The organism is Microlunatus sagamiharensis, assembly GCF_900105785.1.
GTDB classification, from domain to species: Bacteria; Actinomycetota; Actinomycetes; order Propionibacteriales; family Propionibacteriaceae; genus Microlunatus; species Microlunatus sagamiharensis.
Genome location: NZ_LT629799.1, coordinates 669,670 through 684,526, shown reverse-complemented (window position 1 = coordinate 684,526; position 14,857 = coordinate 669,670). Strand labels below are relative to the sequence as shown.

Annotated in this window: 16 protein-coding genes; 4 read left to right on the top strand and 12 right to left on the bottom strand. The window is 72.1% G+C overall.

Features of this window, described 5'->3' with window-relative positions:
* Window positions 1–22 precede the first annotated feature (22 nt).
* The 7 genes from BLU42_RS03140 to rplU all read right to left on the bottom strand — a co-directional run bounded on the left by BLU42_RS03140 (window position 23) and on the right by rplU (window position 5,149).
* A complete protein-coding gene (locus BLU42_RS03140; protein ID WP_091073218.1) occupies window positions 23–532 on the bottom strand; it encodes a hemerythrin domain-containing protein in 510 nt (169 codons plus the stop codon).
* 22 nt (window positions 533–554) lie between these two features.
* Window positions 555–1,049, bottom strand: coding sequence for a methylated-DNA--[protein]-cysteine S-methyltransferase (locus BLU42_RS03135; RefSeq protein ID WP_091073217.1), 495 nt, complete (start codon window positions 1,047–1,049; stop codon window positions 555–557).
* Window positions 1,046–1,510 (bottom strand): YdeI/OmpD-associated family protein, encoded by a 465-nt coding sequence (locus tag BLU42_RS03130; RefSeq protein WP_231918416.1) that lies wholly within the window; start codon window positions 1,508–1,510, stop codon window positions 1,046–1,048. Before BLU42_RS03130 ends, BLU42_RS03135 begins: the two co-directional genes overlap by 4 nt.
* Window positions 1,511–1,777: 267 nt before the next feature.
* Window positions 1,778–2,935, bottom strand: coding sequence for a glutamate 5-kinase (proB, locus tag BLU42_RS03125; protein WP_091073216.1), 1,158 nt, complete (start codon window positions 2,933–2,935; stop codon window positions 1,778–1,780).
* Window positions 2,919–4,400: a GTPase ObgE gene (gene obgE / locus BLU42_RS03120; RefSeq protein ID WP_091073215.1), complete on the bottom strand. Its 1,482-nt coding sequence runs from the start codon at window positions 4,398–4,400 to the stop codon at window positions 2,919–2,921. The genes proB and obgE overlap by 17 nt, the downstream gene beginning before the upstream one ends.
* Window positions 4,401–4,543: 143 nt before the next feature.
* The gene (gene rpmA / locus BLU42_RS03115) at window positions 4,544–4,831 is read right to left on the bottom strand and encodes a 50S ribosomal protein L27 (protein ID WP_091073214.1); all 288 of its coding nucleotides are present in this window, start codon (window positions 4,829–4,831) and stop codon (window positions 4,544–4,546) included.
* Between the two features lie 9 nt (window positions 4,832–4,840).
* Window positions 4,841–5,149, bottom strand: coding sequence for a 50S ribosomal protein L21 (gene rplU / locus BLU42_RS03110; protein ID WP_091073213.1), 309 nt, complete (start codon window positions 5,147–5,149; stop codon window positions 4,841–4,843).
* Window positions 5,150–5,369: 220 nt separating this feature from the next.
* Here rplU and BLU42_RS03105 point away from each other — a divergent pair, with 220 nt between their 5' ends.
* Genes BLU42_RS03105 through BLU42_RS03090 form a run of 4 tightly spaced genes read left to right on the top strand, consistent with a single transcriptional unit; the run spans window position 5,370 to window position 8,281 of the window.
* Window positions 5,370–6,128 (top strand): NAD-dependent epimerase/dehydratase family protein, encoded by a 759-nt coding sequence (locus tag BLU42_RS03105; protein WP_091073212.1) that lies wholly within the window; start codon window positions 5,370–5,372, stop codon window positions 6,126–6,128.
* Window positions 6,125–6,916: a HipA family kinase gene (locus tag BLU42_RS03100; RefSeq protein WP_231918415.1), complete on the top strand. Its 792-nt coding sequence runs from the start codon at window positions 6,125–6,127 to the stop codon at window positions 6,914–6,916. Before BLU42_RS03105 ends, BLU42_RS03100 begins: the two co-directional genes overlap by 4 nt.
* A complete protein-coding gene (locus BLU42_RS03095) occupies window positions 6,904–7,323 on the top strand; it encodes a DUF3037 domain-containing protein (RefSeq protein WP_231918414.1) in 420 nt (139 codons plus the stop codon). Before BLU42_RS03100 ends, BLU42_RS03095 begins: the two co-directional genes overlap by 13 nt.
* Window positions 7,324–7,366: 43 nt before the next feature.
* The gene (locus tag BLU42_RS03090; RefSeq protein ID WP_091073211.1) at window positions 7,367–8,281 is read left to right on the top strand and encodes an aldose 1-epimerase family protein; all 915 of its coding nucleotides are present in this window, start codon (window positions 7,367–7,369) and stop codon (window positions 8,279–8,281) included.
* Window positions 8,282–8,626: 345 nt separating this feature from the next.
* Here the strand turns inward: BLU42_RS03090 and BLU42_RS03085 are convergent, their stop codons facing one another.
* From BLU42_RS03085 to chvE, 5 genes are all read right to left on the bottom strand, one after another.
* Window positions 8,627–9,040: a BLUF domain-containing protein gene (locus BLU42_RS03085; protein WP_157719740.1), complete on the bottom strand. Its 414-nt coding sequence runs from the start codon at window positions 9,038–9,040 to the stop codon at window positions 8,627–8,629.
* Between the two features lie 58 nt (window positions 9,041–9,098).
* A complete protein-coding gene (locus BLU42_RS03080) occupies window positions 9,099–10,679 on the bottom strand; it encodes a xylulokinase (RefSeq protein ID WP_091073209.1) in 1,581 nt (526 codons plus the stop codon).
* Window positions 10,680–10,713: 34 nt separating this feature from the next.
* A complete protein-coding gene (gene mmsB / locus BLU42_RS03075) occupies window positions 10,714–11,961 on the bottom strand; it encodes a multiple monosaccharide ABC transporter permease (RefSeq protein WP_091073208.1) in 1,248 nt (415 codons plus the stop codon).
* 4 nt (window positions 11,962–11,965) lie between these two features.
* Window positions 11,966–13,483 carry a multiple monosaccharide ABC transporter ATP-binding protein gene (mmsA, locus tag BLU42_RS03070; protein WP_407940264.1) on the bottom strand — a complete coding sequence of 506 codons (1,518 nt, stop codon included), beginning with the start codon at window positions 13,481–13,483 and terminating at the stop codon, window positions 11,966–11,968.
* A gap of 236 nt (window positions 13,484–13,719) precedes the next feature.
* Window positions 13,720–14,853 (bottom strand): multiple monosaccharide ABC transporter substrate-binding protein, encoded by a 1,134-nt coding sequence (chvE, locus tag BLU42_RS03065; RefSeq protein ID WP_091073206.1) that lies wholly within the window; start codon window positions 14,851–14,853, stop codon window positions 13,720–13,722.
* Between the last annotated feature and the right edge of the window lie 4 nt (window positions 14,854–14,857).

The following is a 14,857-nucleotide window of genomic DNA, read 5'->3' as shown; positions in this document are numbered from 1 at the left end:
GCGGACGCCCGCCGGTCCCGGCTCAGCTGTTGTCGCGGACGTACTCCTCGGGGTCCTTGTCGACGATCGGGACCCCGTCGACGTGCTCGGCCTCGTACGCGGCGAAGGCCACGCCGATGCGGTGCCGGGTCTCGAGGTCGACGTGCTCGCGGAACTCCTTGAGCCCCTCGTGCTCCTCCTCGCCCATGTGCTCGTCGTTGGCCTCCCGCGCGTCGTTGACGCCCTTCCACCAGGCCTCGCTGCCGACCTCGGCGTCCTGGGCGGCGAGGATGCCGTCGCGGATGTCGTTGTGGTCGCCGATCGCGTCCTCGGTCTCCTCGACCTCGGCGTCGTCGTGCAGCCGCTCGCCGAGCTTGAGCAGCTCGGGGTAGAACAGCTCCTCCTCGGCCTGCGCGTGCACCTCGAGCATCGTCGAGAGGCGCTTCCACAGGGCACCGAGGGTCTTCGTGTCCTCCTTGGCCACGTCGTCGAGCATGGCGAACATGCGCCGCTGCTCGTGGTGGTCGGACAGGATCAGCTCGCAGATGTCCACGGGCTCAGACTGCCAGGCGTCCTCAGAGGAGCGCGGGTGGCAGCGCCCCCTCGTGCTCCAGGAGCCACCGCTTCGTCTCCAGCTCGTGGCCCGGCTCGCCGCCCGAGTAGCCGCCGAGCCCGTCCGCGGCGACGACCCGGTGGCACGGGATCACGAGGGGCACCGGGTTCGCGGCCATGATTGACCCGACGGCCCGCGCCGGCACGCCCGTGCCGCTGCGCCGGGCCAGCTCGGCGTAGGTGACGGTCTCCCCCGCGTGCACGCCCTGCAGCGCGGTGAGGACGGCGAGCGTCGTCGGCTCCAGCGGCGCCAGGTCGAGCGGCAGGTCGAAGTCGAGCCGCTGGCCGGCGAAGTACTCCCGCAGCTGGCCGAGCACGAGCTGCACGGTCTCGTCCGGCTCGAGGGAGGCGTCTCCCGTCTCGAGGCCCCAGCCCAGCCGTCGCAGACCGGCCGGTCCGGCCAGGAGCCCGACGACCCCGACCTGGGTGTCGTACTGGTCGAAGAACAGCCCGCTCATCGCGTACGCCGTCCCGCCACGAGCGCCTCGACGGTCCTGGCGAGCCGGTCGGTCCGCGTCTGGTCCCGCTTGGCCTCGGTGACCCAGCGGACCCACTCCTTGCGCTGGCTCGGCGTGGACCCGTCGAACGTCGCCTGCGCCGCCGGCTCCGCCGCGACCGCCGCCGCGAGGTCGTCGGGCACCTCGACCGTCCGCGGTGCGTCGTCGGCGACGAGCGCGACCTCGACCTCGTCACCGGCGGCGATCCCGGCCGCCGTCCGCTGCTCGGCGCTGACCGGCAGCAGCGTCCGCCCGCCCATCACGCCGAGCGTGGTCGCGTACGTGTGCTGGTTCAGGGTGGTGCGCACGACGGGCCGCCTGCCCGCACCGAGCCGTTCGACGACCTCGGCCGGCACCTCGATCCCGGTCGCGCTCTTGCCGTGCAGCTCCACCGTCGCGGAGAACCTGATCGCCTCGCTCACGGGCTCATCCTCCCAAGCCGACCGTGGTCACGACCACTGGTCACCAGTGGTCGCGTACGCGGCGTACCGCCGACGAGGAGTGACCAGTGGTCGATGCGGGCGGACCGCAGCGGACGAGAAGGACGAGCAGCAGCGAAGCAGAGGCACCGGCTCGGCGGTAAGTGGTCCGAAAGCGGCCGCCGGAGGGCCCCGTCGGGCTCTGCACGGACCACTTCACGTCAGGAGGAGCGCAGCAGGGACCGGCGGCGCCACGACCGGGACAGTGGCCTAGTCGGAGAGGACGACCAGGGCGTCGCGGTGCACGACGGTGCGCTCGTAACCGCTGCCCAGCTCCGCCGTGAGGTCCTGGGTCGTGCGGCCGAGGAGGGCCGGGAGCTCCTCGGAGTCGTACGCGACGAGGCCGCGGGCGACGACGACGTCGTCGGGGCCGACGAGGTCGACGGGCTCGCCGGCGGTGAAGGTGCCCTCGACCCCGGTGACGCCGGCGGGCAGGAGGGAGGCCTTGCGCTGCACGACCGCGCGCACCGCGCCGGCGTCGAGGACGAGGCGGCCCTTGGTCTCGCTGGCGTGGCGCAACCAGAGCAGGCGGGTCGGGCGGCGCTTGCCCGTGGGCGCGAACAGGGTGCCGACCTCCGCGCCGGCCAGTGCCTCGCCGGCGTGCGGGGCGGACGTCAGGACGACCGGGATGCCGGCGGACGTGGCGATGCCGGCGGCCTCGATCTTGGTCTGCATGCCGCCGGTGCCGACCGCCGAACCGCGCCGGGTCACGTCGACGTCGGCGAGCTCGGCCGCCGAGGCCACCCGGCTGATCCGCTCGGCGCCCGGGGTGGCGGGGTGCGCGGTCCACAGGGCGTCGACGTCGCTGAGCAGGACCAGCGCGTCGGCGTGGACCAGGTGGGCGACGAGGGCCGCGAGCCGGTCGTTGTCGCCGAAGCGGATCTCCTGCGTCGCGACGGTGTCGTTCTCGTTGACGACGGGCACGACGCCCAGCTCGAGCAGCCGGCCGAACGTGCGGAACGCGTTGCGGTAGTTGCCGCGCCGCGTCACGTCGTCGACGGTCAGCAGGACCTGCCCGACGCCGAGCCCGGCCCGGGCGAAGAGCCGGCCGTAGTGCTCCATCAGCAGGCTCTGCCCGACCGAGGCCGCGGCCTGCTGGTTGGCCAGGTCGCGGGGGCGGGTCTTCATGCCGAGCGGCGCGAGCCCCGCCGCGATCGCGCCCGAGGAGACGAGCACGACCTCACGGCCAGACAGGCGTACGGCGACGAGCGCGTCGACCAGGGCGCCGATGCGCTCCGGGTCGATGCCGCCGGTCGGGGTGGTCAGCGACGACGAGCCGACCTTGACCACGACCCGGTGGGCGGTGGCGACCGCCGAGCGGTCGTCGGTCCCGTCGCCCGGCGGTGCGCCGTCAGCGGCGGCGGACACCGTGGTAGCCGCCGTCCTGCTCCTCGCCCTCGCGGGCCTCGTGGTACTCCCGGTCGAGCTCGCGGCGCCGGGCGACGGCCGGACGCTGCGGCTCCTCGAGCCGCACGTCCTCCCCGCGGCGGCTGAGGATCTCCGCGCCCACGTCGACCTGCGGGGCGAAGTCGAACACGACCGCGCCGGTGCCGTCCGGCGCTCCCCCGATGGCCACCCCGTCGCCGGCGCGGGCACCGAGGTCCAGCAGCTTGGTCTCGACGCCGATGCGGTTGAGCCGGTCGGCGAGGTAGCCGACGGCCTCCGGGTTGCCGAAGTCGGTCTGCCGGACCCAGCGCTCGGGCTTGTCGCCGCGGACGCGCCACAGGTCGCCCTGCCGGGCGATCGTGAACTCGGCGTCGCTGCGGCCGCGTCGCACGGGCTCGGGCCGGAGCACGACCCGCGGCTCGGGGGCGGGCTGCGCGGCGCGCCGCTGGGCGACCAGGTCGGCCATCGCGTACGTCAGGGCGCGCAGGCCCTCGCCGGTCTTGGTGGAGACGCCGAAGACGCGGTAGCCCTGGGCCTCGATGTCGGCGCGGGCGATCTCGGCCAGGTCGGAGGCGTCGGGGACGTCGACCTTGTTGAGGGCGACGAGGCGGGGCCGGTCCTCGAGGCCGCCGTGGGCGGTGAGCTCGGACTCGATCACGGCCAGGTCGGTGACGGGGTCGCGGCCCGGCTCGAAGGTCGCGCAGTCGACGACGTGGACGAGCGCCGCGCAGCGCTCGACGTGGCGCAGGAAGTCGAAGCCGAGCCCGCGGCCCTCGCTGGCGCCCTCGATCAGGCCGGGGACGTCGGCGACGGTGAAGGTCACGTCCCCGCCGACGACGACGCCGAGGTTGGGCACGAGGGTGGTGAACGGGTAGTCGGCGATCTTGGGCCGCGCCGCGGAGATCGCGGCGATCAGCGAGGACTTGCCGGCGCTCGGGTAGCCGACCAGGCCGACGTCGGCGACGACCTTGAGCTCGAGCAGGACGGTGCGCTCCAGCCCCTCCTCGCCGAGGAGGGCGAAGCCGGGGGCCTTGCGGCTGGAGGACGCGAGCGCGGCGTTGCCGAGGCCGCCCCGACCGCCCTGCGCGACGACGAGCTCGGCGTCGGGGCCGGTCAGGTCGGCGAGGCGCTCACCGGTGTCGGCGTCGGTGACGACCGTGCCGTCGGGTACGGGCAGGACGATGTCCTCGCCGTTCGACCCGTTCTGGTGGTCGCCGCGGCCGGGCTCGCCGCTGGTGGCACGGCGGTAGGACTGCCGGTGGTAGTCGACGAGGGTGGTGACGTCCGGGTCGACCCGGAGGATCACCGAACCGCCACGTCCACCGTTGCCGCCGTCGGGGCCGCCGAGCGGCTTGAACTTCTCACGGTGCACGGAGGCGCAGCCGTGGCCTCCGTTGCCGCCGAAGGTGTGCAGCGTGACCTGGTCGACGAAGCTGGGGATGGCCATGATGGGCGCCTCCTCTCAGGAGGACGGGTGGGGCTCCTGGCGCCGGTGGCCCGGTGCAGGGGTGGAGAGACGACGAGAGGGTGGCCCGGACGGGCCACCCTCTCGACGAGCCGTTCTTGGTGCCGGTCCGAGGACCGACGGCGTCAGACCGCCGCGACCTCGGGGGTGGCGGCCTCGACCTGGACGGGCGCGATGTTGATCACGCGACGCCCACGACGGGTGCCGAACTCCACGTGGCCCGGGACCAGCGCGAACAGGGTGTCGTCCCCTCCGCGGCCGACGCCCTCGCCGGGGTGGAAGTGCGTGCCGCGCTGGCGGATGATGATCTCGCCGGCGTTGACTAGCTGGCCGCCGAAGCGCTTGACGCCGAGCCGCTGGGAGTTGGAGTCACGACCGTTGCGGGTCGAACTCGCGCCCTTCTTGTGTGCCATCTGCCTGCCTCAGCTCTCGATGCCGGTGACGCGGACCTGGGTGTACTTCTGACGGTGCCCCTGGCGCTTGCGGTAGCCGGTCTTGTTCTTGAACTTCATGATCCGGATCTTCGGACCCTTGGTCTCGGCCACGACCTCGGCGGTGACCGAGGCGTTGGCGAGCGCCGAGGCGTCCGAGGTCACCGAGCTGCCGTCGACCAGCAGGAGCGGCGTCAACGCCACCGAGGCACCGGCCGCGCTGTGCACGCGGTCGATCTCGAGGACGTCGCCGACGGCGACCTTGTGCTGGCGGCCGCCACTACGCACGATCGCGTACACGCCTGACCCACTCTCTTGGTGTTGCTGACTTCATGTCTTGGTGGTGCGCACGGCCCCGTCGAGCTCATCGAGCTGAGAGGGCACGTGCCGGGTGCACGCGCTCTCGTGCGCGCACCGAGGGTCAAGGTTACGTGCGCCTCCAAGGGCGGTCAAACCGCGACACCCGTGCGGACGTACGCGTGACCGATCGGCTCGTCGTCGCCCCGCTACGGTGTCGAGCATGCCAGACCAGACGTCGCCCGCCGGCCTCCGCACGGTCGTGCTGACCGGGGCCGCGGGGCGCATCGGCCGGACCGTGGCCCGGGAGCTGGAGGGCCGCTGGGACCTGCGGCTCACCGACACCCGCACCGTCGAGGGCGTCGAGGGGCTCGCAGTGCTCGACGTGAGCGACCTCGACGCGTGCCGGACCGCCTTCGCCGGCGCGGACGCCGTCGTGCACCTGGCCGCCGACCCCTCGCCCGACGCGACCTTCGACGACCTGCTCTCCCCCAACCTCGTCGGCCCGTACGCGGTCGCGCGGGCCGCCGCGGAGGTCGGCGTACGCCGTCTGGTGCTGGCCAGCAGCCTGCACGCGGTGTCCGGCCTGCCCATGACCCTGCAGCGGCGGCCCTCCAACGCCCCGCGCCCGGCGAACCTCTACGGCGCGAGCAAGGCGTGGAGCGAGGCCGTCGGGGCGATGATTGCGGCGACCACCGCCACGAGCGTCGTGGCCCTCCGGATCGGCTACTTCCACGTCGACCGTCCCGCCGCCGGCGGTGACCTGATGGAGCGTTCGGCCTGGCTCAGCGGCCGCGACGCCGCCGAGCTGGTCCGCGCCGCGGTCGAGGCCGACCTGCCGACCGGCGTGGAGGGCTTCGTGGTCGCCAACGGCACCTCGGCCAACCGGCACCGGGTCGCCGAGCTCGAGGAGACCCGGCGCGCGATCGGCTACATGCCCGTGGACGACGCGTGGGCCACCGAGGCAGAGGCTGACGAGTGAGCGCGCCGGAGGACCTGGGCGGCGTGGTCGGCCTGCCGCACGTCACCGCGACCGCGTACCTGACCGCGCTGCGCGAGGGCGGTTCGCTGCCGGGGCTGGTCGAGGCCGACGACCTGGGGACCTACGTCGTGAAGTTCACGGCGGCCGGCCAGGGGCCCAAGGCGCTGGTCGCCGAGATCGTCGTCGGCGAGCTGGGTCGGGCCCTCGGGGTCGACATCCCCGACCTCGCCCTCATCGAGGTCGACGCCGAGCTGGGGCGCCGCGAGCCCGACGAGGAGGTGCAGGAGCTCGTCACCGCGAGCGCCGGGCTCAACCTCGCCGTCGACTTCCTGCCCGGCTCGGTCGGCTACGACCCGAGCTTCGAGGTGGACCCCGACCAGGCCGCGCGGATCGTCTGGCTCGACGCCTTCGTCGCCAACGTCGACCGCAGCGCCCGGAACACCAACCTGCTGGTCTGGCACAAGACCCTGTGGGCCATCGACCACGGCGCGTGCCTGCGCTTCCACCACGCGTGGGGCCGGCCCGAGGCGTTCGCGCGCTCGGCCTACCGCTACGACGACCACGTCCTGGCCGAGCGCGGCGACCCGCGCTCGGTCCACGCCGAGCTGTCCGCCCAGGTCGACCGCGCGCTGCTGTCCGACGTGCTCGACCTCGTGCCCGACGCCTGGCTGCTGCCCGACCCGCGCCGGCCCGACCCGCAGGCCCCGCCGGACGCGGCGGCCGCGCGGACGGCGTACGTGGACCAGCTGCTGCTGCGCCTGGCCGAGGCCGACCGGTGGCTGCCGTGAGCGGGCCGGACGCGCGCACCGTGACGCGGCACCCCTTCGTGTACGCGGTGCTGCGGGCGGTCCCGCGCGTCGACCGGGGCGAGTTCGTCAACGTCGGCGTCGTCCTCTACTGCCAGGCGCTCGACCACCTCGCCGCAGCGGTCGCCGTCGACCCGGTGCGCCTGCGGGCCATCGCCCCCGACGTCGACCTCGACGCGGTCCGCACCGCGGCGGAGGCGGTCGTGCTGGCCTCCCGGACGCCGGTGGGTTCGGCGCGCGAGAACGAGGGCCTGGCCGTGCGGTTCGGGATGCTCACCGCGCCCAAGAGCACCGTCGTCCAGCCGTCACCCGTGCACGCCGGGCTCACCACCGATCCTGGGCAGACGATGACGCAGCTGCTCACCCGGCTCGTCGCCCCACCGGTCTAGACCTGGCCGTGGGGTGGGCGGGGCGGATGGGAGGCTTGCCCGCGTGTCGCACCCCCTGACGGGCCACGAGGTCCAGCTCTCGCACGGCTCCTACACCGCCTCCGTCGTCTCCGTCGGCGCCAGCCTGCGCTCGCTCGAGCACGAGGGCCGGCCCCTCGTCGTGCCCTTCCACGCCGACCGGCTCCGGCCGGCCTTCCGGGGCGCGACGCTCGCGCCGTGGCCCAACCGCGTCGTCGACGGCCGCTACACCTTCGACGGGGCCGAGCAGCAGCTCGCGCTCACCGAGCCGGACCGCGGCCACGCGCTGCACGGGCTGCTGGTCTGGACCGACTGGCAGGTGGGCGAGACCACCGGCTCGAGCGTCGTGCTCACCGCCGAGCTCGCCCCGGCCGCCGGCTACCCGCACCGCCTGGCGCTGAGCTGCACCTACGCGCTCTCCGACGCCGGCCTCACCCAGACGGTGACGGCGCGCACCCTCTTCGACCGCGCCCCGTACGGCACGTCGGCCCACCCCTACCTGACCGCCGGCGGCGCGCGCCTCGACACCTGCACGCTGACGCTGCCCGCCGACCGCTACGTCGAGACCGAGGGCGAGCGGCTGCTGCCGGCGGGCGAGCAGGACGTCACCGCGGCGCCCTGGCCCGACTTCCGGGAGCCGACGCTCATCGGCGAGGCGCAGGTCGACCACGCCTTCACCGGGCTGCGGCGCGAGGCTGACGGCACCGCGCGCGTACGCCTCGAGGCGCCGGACGGCTTCGCGGTCGAGATGACCTGGGGCGCCGGGCTCGGCTGGGTGCAGGTGCACACGGCCGACCGGCCGGAGCCCGAGCTGGACCGCGCGGGCCTCGCGGTGGAGCCGATGACCTGCCCGCCGGACGCGTTCAGCACCGGGGAGGACCTGGTCGTCCTGGAGCCCGGACAGGAGCACTCGGCCTCCTGGACGATCGCCCGCGGCTGATCACGCTCCCTGAGCCTGTCGAAGGGCCCGACTACGCTCCCTGAGCCTCGACGGGCCTCGTCAGAGGTTGGCGTGAGCGCATCGACGCCAACCACTTCGTGGCCCTTCGACAAGCTCAGGGAGCGTCGCCTCGTGGCCCTTCGACAAGCTCAGGGAGCGTCGCCTCGTGGCCCTTCGACAAGCTCAGGGAGCGTCGCCTCGTGGCCCTTCGACAAGCTCAGGGAGCGTCGCCTCGTGGCCCTTCGACAAGCTCAGGGAGCGTCGCCTCGTGGCCCTTCGACAAGCTCAGGGAGCGTCGCCTCGTGGCCCTTCGACAAGCTCAGGAGGCGTTGCCGCGCGTCGGGGTCAGTCGTCCTCGTTGCCGAAGAGGGCGAGGAGCTGGCGGAACTGCGGGCTGTCCTCGCCGTCGGGACCCTGCACCGAGCTCAGCACGTCGTTGAAGCCGTCGACGTCGCCGAGGTGGCCGTCGACGTCGGCGAAGCCCATCGTCCAGTCCGGGAAGCGGCGCTCCTGCCGGTCCTCGACGAGAACCGTGTCGACCGCGTGGTGCCGGGTGTCGGCGGAGATCGTGGCGTAGAGCTCCTCGACCTTCTCCCGCGGGCCCTCGAGGACCTGCAGGAAGGTCCCCTGGCGGTACAGCAGGATCCCGGTGACGCCGCGCCCGGCGTTATTCGTCCGGCTCTGGTCGAGCAGGTCCAGCAGGTCGGGCTCGGTGAAGGGGACCGAGGCCTGGCTCTCGTAGGCCAGCGAGTAGATCACCGCCAGATCCTACGAGCCACCACCAGCCCGCGCGGGGCTGGCGGATGCGTGGACGCGCTCAGCGCAGGTGCTCGACCGCGGCGCGCTGCACGTCGAGTGCGCCGGTCCAGCGCTCCATGAAGGCGTCGAAGCCGGCGACGTCGCCCGGGTCGGGCTCGACCGTGCTCAGCGAGGCGTCGGCGAAGACCACATCGTCGAGGTAGGCGGCCAGGCTCTGGCCGTCCTGCTTGTCGCGCAGGTAGGCGGCCAGCACCGCGATCCCCCAGGCCCCGCCCTCGCCCGCCACGTCGCCCACGGCGACGGGGACGCGGACGGCCGCGGCCAGGAAGCGCTGCGCGACGCCGGCGGTCTTGAAGACGCCGCCGTGGGCGAACATGGCGTCGATCGCCACGTCCTCGTCGTGCTGCAGCACGTCCATGCCGACCCGCAGCGTCGCGAAGGCGCTGTAGAGCTGGGTGCGCATGAAGGTGCCGAGGCGCAGGCTGCTGCCCGGCGTCCGCACGAACAGCGGGCGGCCCTCCTCGGTCTCGGTGATCGGCTCACCGGCGAGGTAGTTGTAGGCGACCAGTCCCCCGCCGTCGGCCTCGCCCTCCAGCGCCGCCCCGAACAGGGCCTCGTACGCGGTCGCGCTCGGCACCGGGCTGCCGGCGGCCCCGGCGAACTCCCGGAACAGCGACACCCAGGCCGCGAGCTCGCTGGCGCCGTTGTTGCAGTGGACCATCGCCACCGGGTCGCCGGCGGGGGTGGTGACGAGGTCGAGCTCGCGGTGCGGGCGGCTGAGGCCGCGGTCGAGCACGACCATCGCGAAGATGCTGGTGCCGGCGCTGACGTTGCCCGTGCGCGCGGCCACCGAGTTGGTGGCGACCATGCCGGTGCCGGCGTCGCCCTCGGGCGGGCAGAGCGGGACGCCCGCGCCCAGCGCGCCGCTGGGGTCGAGCAGCGCCGCCCCGTCCGACGTCAGCGAACCGGCGTGGTCACCGGCGCTCAGCACCCGCGGCAGCAGCTCGACCAGCGGTGCCCCGAGCCCGAGCGGGCCGGCGAGCTCGTCGAACTGCGCCAGCATCCGCTCGTCGTAGCCGTGCGTGGCCGGGTCGATCGGGAACATCCCGCTGGCGTCGCCGACCCCGATGACCTTCTCGCCGGTCAGCCGCCAGTGCACGTAGCCGGCGAGGGTCGTCACGTACGCGACCCGCCCGACGTGCTCCTCGTGGTCGAGCAGCGCCTGGTAGAGGTGCGCGACGCTCCAGCGGTGCGGGACGTTCTGCCCGAAGAGCGTGCTGAGCTCCTCCGACGCACGACCGGTGTTGGTGTTGCGCCAGGTGCGGAACGGCACGAGCAGCTCGCCGTCGGCGTCGAAGGCCAGGTAGCCGTGCATCATCGCCGAGACGCCGAGCGCCCCGATCCGGTCGAGCGCCACGTCGTGGCGGTCGCGGAGGTCGGCGGCCAGCTCGCCCACCGCCGCCTGCAGACCCTCCCACGCCGACCCGAGCGGGTAGGTCCACAGGCGGTCGGTGAAGGAGTTCTCCCAGTCGTGCCCACCGACCGCGACCGGCGCGTTCTCGCCGTCGACGAGGACCGCCTTGATCCTCGTCGAGCCGAGCTCGACGCCGAGCGCGCACCGGTCCAGGTCGATGGTCACGAGCTGCTCCCCCTAGTTCCTCGGTGGACGATCTCTACTTGGACGCGTTCGCCGCGCGGCGCTTGTTGAAAATGTCGAAGGCCACGGCGAGCAGCAGGACGAAGCCCTTGATGAAGGACTGCACCTCGGTGCCGAGGCCGAGCAGGGACATGCCGTTGTTGAGCACGCCCATGATCAGACCGCCGATGATGGCCCCCGTCACCGTGCCGATGCCGCCGGTCACCGCCGCACCACCGATGAAGGCGGCCGCGATGGCGTCGAGCTCGAAGCCGGTGCCGGCGCCGGGCAGCGCCGAGTTGCTGCGCGCGGTGAAGGCGATGCCGGCGATGCCCGCCAGCAGGCCCATGTTCACGAACAGCGCGAAGTCGACCTTCTTGGTGTCGACGCCGGAGAGCTGCGCGGCGTGCAGGTTGCCGCCCCGGGCGTAGATGTGGCGCCCGAAGACGAACTGGTTCATCACGGCGGTGTAGATCAGGATCAGCGCGGCGAGGATGACCAGCACGATCGGGGTGCCGCGGTAGCTGGCGAGGGTGAAGGTGATCGCCAGGATGAAGACGGCGGTGAAGATCGCCTGGGCGAGGAACCACGAGCGGGGCTCGTCCTCCAGGCCGAGCTTGACCCGCTTGGCCCGCTCACGGACCTGCGTGCCGACGAGACCGATCGTGGCCAGGATGCCGAGCACCAGGGTCAGCGGCTCGAAGGCCGAGGTGCCGCCGCCGAGGTCGGGCAGGTAGCCCGAACCGATGGCGACGTAGGAGTCCGGGAACGGCGTGATCGGGACGTTCTGCAGCACCATCTGCGTCAGCCCGCGGAATGTCAGCATGCCGGCGAGGGTGACGATGAAGGCCGGGATGCCGACGTAGGCGATCCAGAAGCCCTGCCACGCGCCGATCAGGCCGCCGACCAGGACGGCCGCGATCACGCCGATCCACCAGGGCCAGCCCCAGTTGACGATGAAGATGCCGCTGATCGCGCCGACGAAGGCGACGACCGAGCCGACCGACAGGTCGATGTGCCCGGCGATGATGATCATCACCATGCCGATGGCGAGGATCAGGACGTAGGCGTTCTGCCCGACGATGCTGCTGACGTTGCGCGGCGTGAGCAGGGTGCCGCCGGTGAGGACCTGGAACAGGATCACGATGGCGATCAGGGCCAGGAAGATGCCGACCTGGCGGAGCCGGCCGCTGAGCAGCGCCCCGAGGCCCGCGCCCTGGGGCTCGGGGTTGGGCGGGACGATCGGCGGCGGGTCGGTCGTGAGGGTCTCGGTGGACGCGGACATGCCGCTACTCCTTCTCGCTGGTCATGTACTGCATGAGCTTCTCGGGGTGCGCCTCGGCGACGTCGACCTCACCGGTGATGCGGCCGGCCGAGAGCGCGTAGATGCGGTCGCAGATCCCGAGGAGCTCGGGGAGCTCGGAGGAGATGACGATGATCGCCTTCCCCTGCGCAGCCATCTGGTTGATGATCGTGTAGATCTCGTACTTGGCCCCGACGTCGATGCCGCGGGTGGGCTCGTCGAGGATCAGCACGTCGGGGTCGGTGAACATCCACTTGCTCAGCACGACCTTCTGCTGGTTGCCGCCCGACAGCTTGCCGGTGACGACGCCGACGTCGGGGGCCTTGATGCGCATGCTCTGGCGGTAGCCGTTGGCCACCACCGTCTCGCGGTTGGCGTCGACGCGGCCCCAGGTGGCGAGCTTGCCGAGCGCCGAGCCGGAGATGTTCCGCTTGATGTCGTCGATCAGGTTGAGCCCGTAGCGCTTGCGGTCCTCGGTCGCGTACGCGATCCCGTGCGCGATCGCCTGCTTGACCGTGTTCGCCTGGATCGGCTGGCCGTCCTTGTAGAGCCGCCCGGAGATGTCGCGGCCGTACGAGCGCCCGAAGACGCTCATCGCCAGCTCGGTGCGGCCCGCGCCCATCAGTCCGGCGATGCCGACGACCTCGCCGGCGCGCACGTAGAGGTTCGCGTGGTCGACCACGACGCGGGACGGCTCCAGCGGGTGGTGCACGGTCCAGTCCTCGATGCGCAGCACCTCCTCGCCGATCTCGACGTGGCGCTCGGGGTAGCGGCTGTCGAGGTCGCGCCCGACCATGCCGCGGATGATGCGCTCCTCGGAGACGCCTTCCCCGTCCGGGTCGGCGTGCAGGTCGAGGGTCTCGATCGTGCGGCCGTCGCGGATGATCGTCACGCGGTCGGCGATGGCTTTGATCTCGTTCAGCTTGTGGCTGATGATGATCGAGGTGATGCCCTCCTTGCGGAGGCCGTCGATCAGCCCGAGCAGGTGCGCGGAGTCGGTGTCGTTCAGCGCCGCGGTCGGCTCGTCCAGGATGAGGAGCTTGACCTCCTTGGACAGCGCCTTGGCGATCTCCACCAGCTGCTGCTTGCCCACGCCGAGGTCGACGATCTTGGTCACCGGGTTCTCGGCCAGCCCGACCCGGCGCAGCAGCTCTGCGGCCTTGAGGTTCGTGGCGTTCCAGTCGATCCGACCGCCCCGAGCCTGCTCGTTGCCGAGGAAGATGTTCTCCGCGATCGACAGGTAGGGGCTGAGCGCGAGCTCCTGGTGGATGATCACGATGCCCGCGGCCTCGGAGTCCCGGATGCCGGCGAACGAGGCGACCTGGCCCTCGAAGACGATGTCGCCCTCGTAGGTGCCGTGCGGGTAGACCCCCGACAGGACCTTCATCAGCGTCGACTTGCCGGCGCCGTTCTCGCCGCAGATGGCGTGGACCTCACCGCGCTCGACGGTCAGGGTGACGTCGGTGAGGGCCTTGACCCCCGGGAACGTCTTGGTGATGCCCACCATCTCCAGGATGGCGTCGTTGCTCATGTCGCTCGACTCCTCGGTGCTGCTTCGGTGCTGCCGCGCTGGTGCTCCGCGGCGGGTGGTGCGTGCTGCTGGGGGTGGACCGGCGTCCGGGGTCCCCGGACGGACCCCGGACGCCGGTCACGTCACCCGTCCGAGGGCGGGTGTCGAGTCAGGCGAGAGGGCTCTTCACATCGTGCGGGGGACGACCCCCGAGCCCCCGGGAAGGAGGACTACTCGCCCTTCTCGACCTCGTCCTTGGTGTAGTAGCCGGTATCGACGACCTCCTTCATGAGGTTGTCCTTGGTCACCACGACCGGCTGGTGCAGGTAGGCCGGGACGACCTTGACCTTGTTGTCGTAGGTCGTCGTGTCGTTGGTCTCCGGCGTACGACCGTTCAGCACGTCGTCGACCATCGAGGCGGCGGTGTCACCGAGCTTGCGGGTGTCCTTGAAGATCGTCGAGTACTGCACGCCGTCGAGGATCAGCTTGTCCGAGGGCTTCTCGGCGTCCTGGCCGGTCACCACCGGGTTGGGGATGCCCGCGGCCTTGGTCGCGTTCAGGATGCCGCGCGAGAGGCCGTCGTACGGCGAGAGGACGCCGTCGAGCTTGGTGCCGGAGGCGTACGACTTGTTGAGCAGGTTCTCCATGCGGGCCTGCGCGGTCTCGAGCTTCCACTGCTGGATGGCGACCTGGCTGAAGTCGGTCTGGCCCGAGACGACCTTCAGGGTGCCGTTGTCGATGTAGGGCTGGACGACGCTCATCGCACCCTTGAAGAAGAACTGCGCGTTGTTGTCGTCCGGGCTGCCGGCGAAGAGCTCGATGTTGAACGGGCCCTTCTCGCCGGTCTCCTTGCCGTCGGCGCCGAGGATGCCGAGACCGGTGAGGAGCGAGGTGCCCTGCTGGACGCCGACCTTCTCGTTGTCGAAGGTGACGTAGTAGTCGACGTTCGGCGAACCGTTGATCAGGCGGTCGTAGGCGATGACCTTGACGTTGTCGCCGCTGGCGTCGGCCAGCTGCTGGGTCAGCGCGGTGCCGTCGATCGAGGCCACGATGAGGGCCTTGGCGCCGTTGTTCAGCATCGACTCGATCTGCTGCTGCTGCTGCGGGACGGAGTCGTTGGCGTACTGCAGGTCGACCTTGTAGCCGAGGGACTCGAGCTTGGCCTTGACGTTGTCGCCGTCGTCGATCCAGCGCTCGGAGGTCTTCGTCGGCATCGCGACGCCGATGAGGGCGCCCTTGTTGGAGCCGGCGGCCGGGGTGTCGCCCGCGCCCTCGACGCCGGCGCGGCCGCCGCCGCACCCGGCGGCGGTCAGCGCGAAGGCGGCCGTGGCGGCCGCGATCGCCATGAACTTGCGTGCACTCATCTCT

Coding starts and splice junctions, on each gene's coding strand:
- chvE (WP_091073206.1), bottom strand. CDS start 14,853: ATGAGTGCACGCAAGTTCATGGCGATCGCGGCCGCCACGGCCGCCTTC.
- rpmA (WP_091073214.1), bottom strand. CDS start 4,831: ATGGCACACAAGAAGGGCGCGAGTTCGACCCGCAACGGTCGTGACTCC.
- BLU42_RS03135 (WP_091073217.1), bottom strand. CDS start 1,049: ATGAGCGGGCTGTTCTTCGACCAGTACGACACCCAGGTCGGGGTCGTC.
- obgE (WP_091073215.1), bottom strand. CDS start 4,400: ATGGCCATCCCCAGCTTCGTCGACCAGGTCACGCTGCACACCTTCGGC.
- BLU42_RS03105 (WP_091073212.1), top strand. CDS start 5,370: ATGCCAGACCAGACGTCGCCCGCCGGCCTCCGCACGGTCGTGCTGACC.
- mmsB (WP_091073208.1), bottom strand. CDS start 11,961: ATGTCCGCGTCCACCGAGACCCTCACGACCGACCCGCCGCCGATCGTC.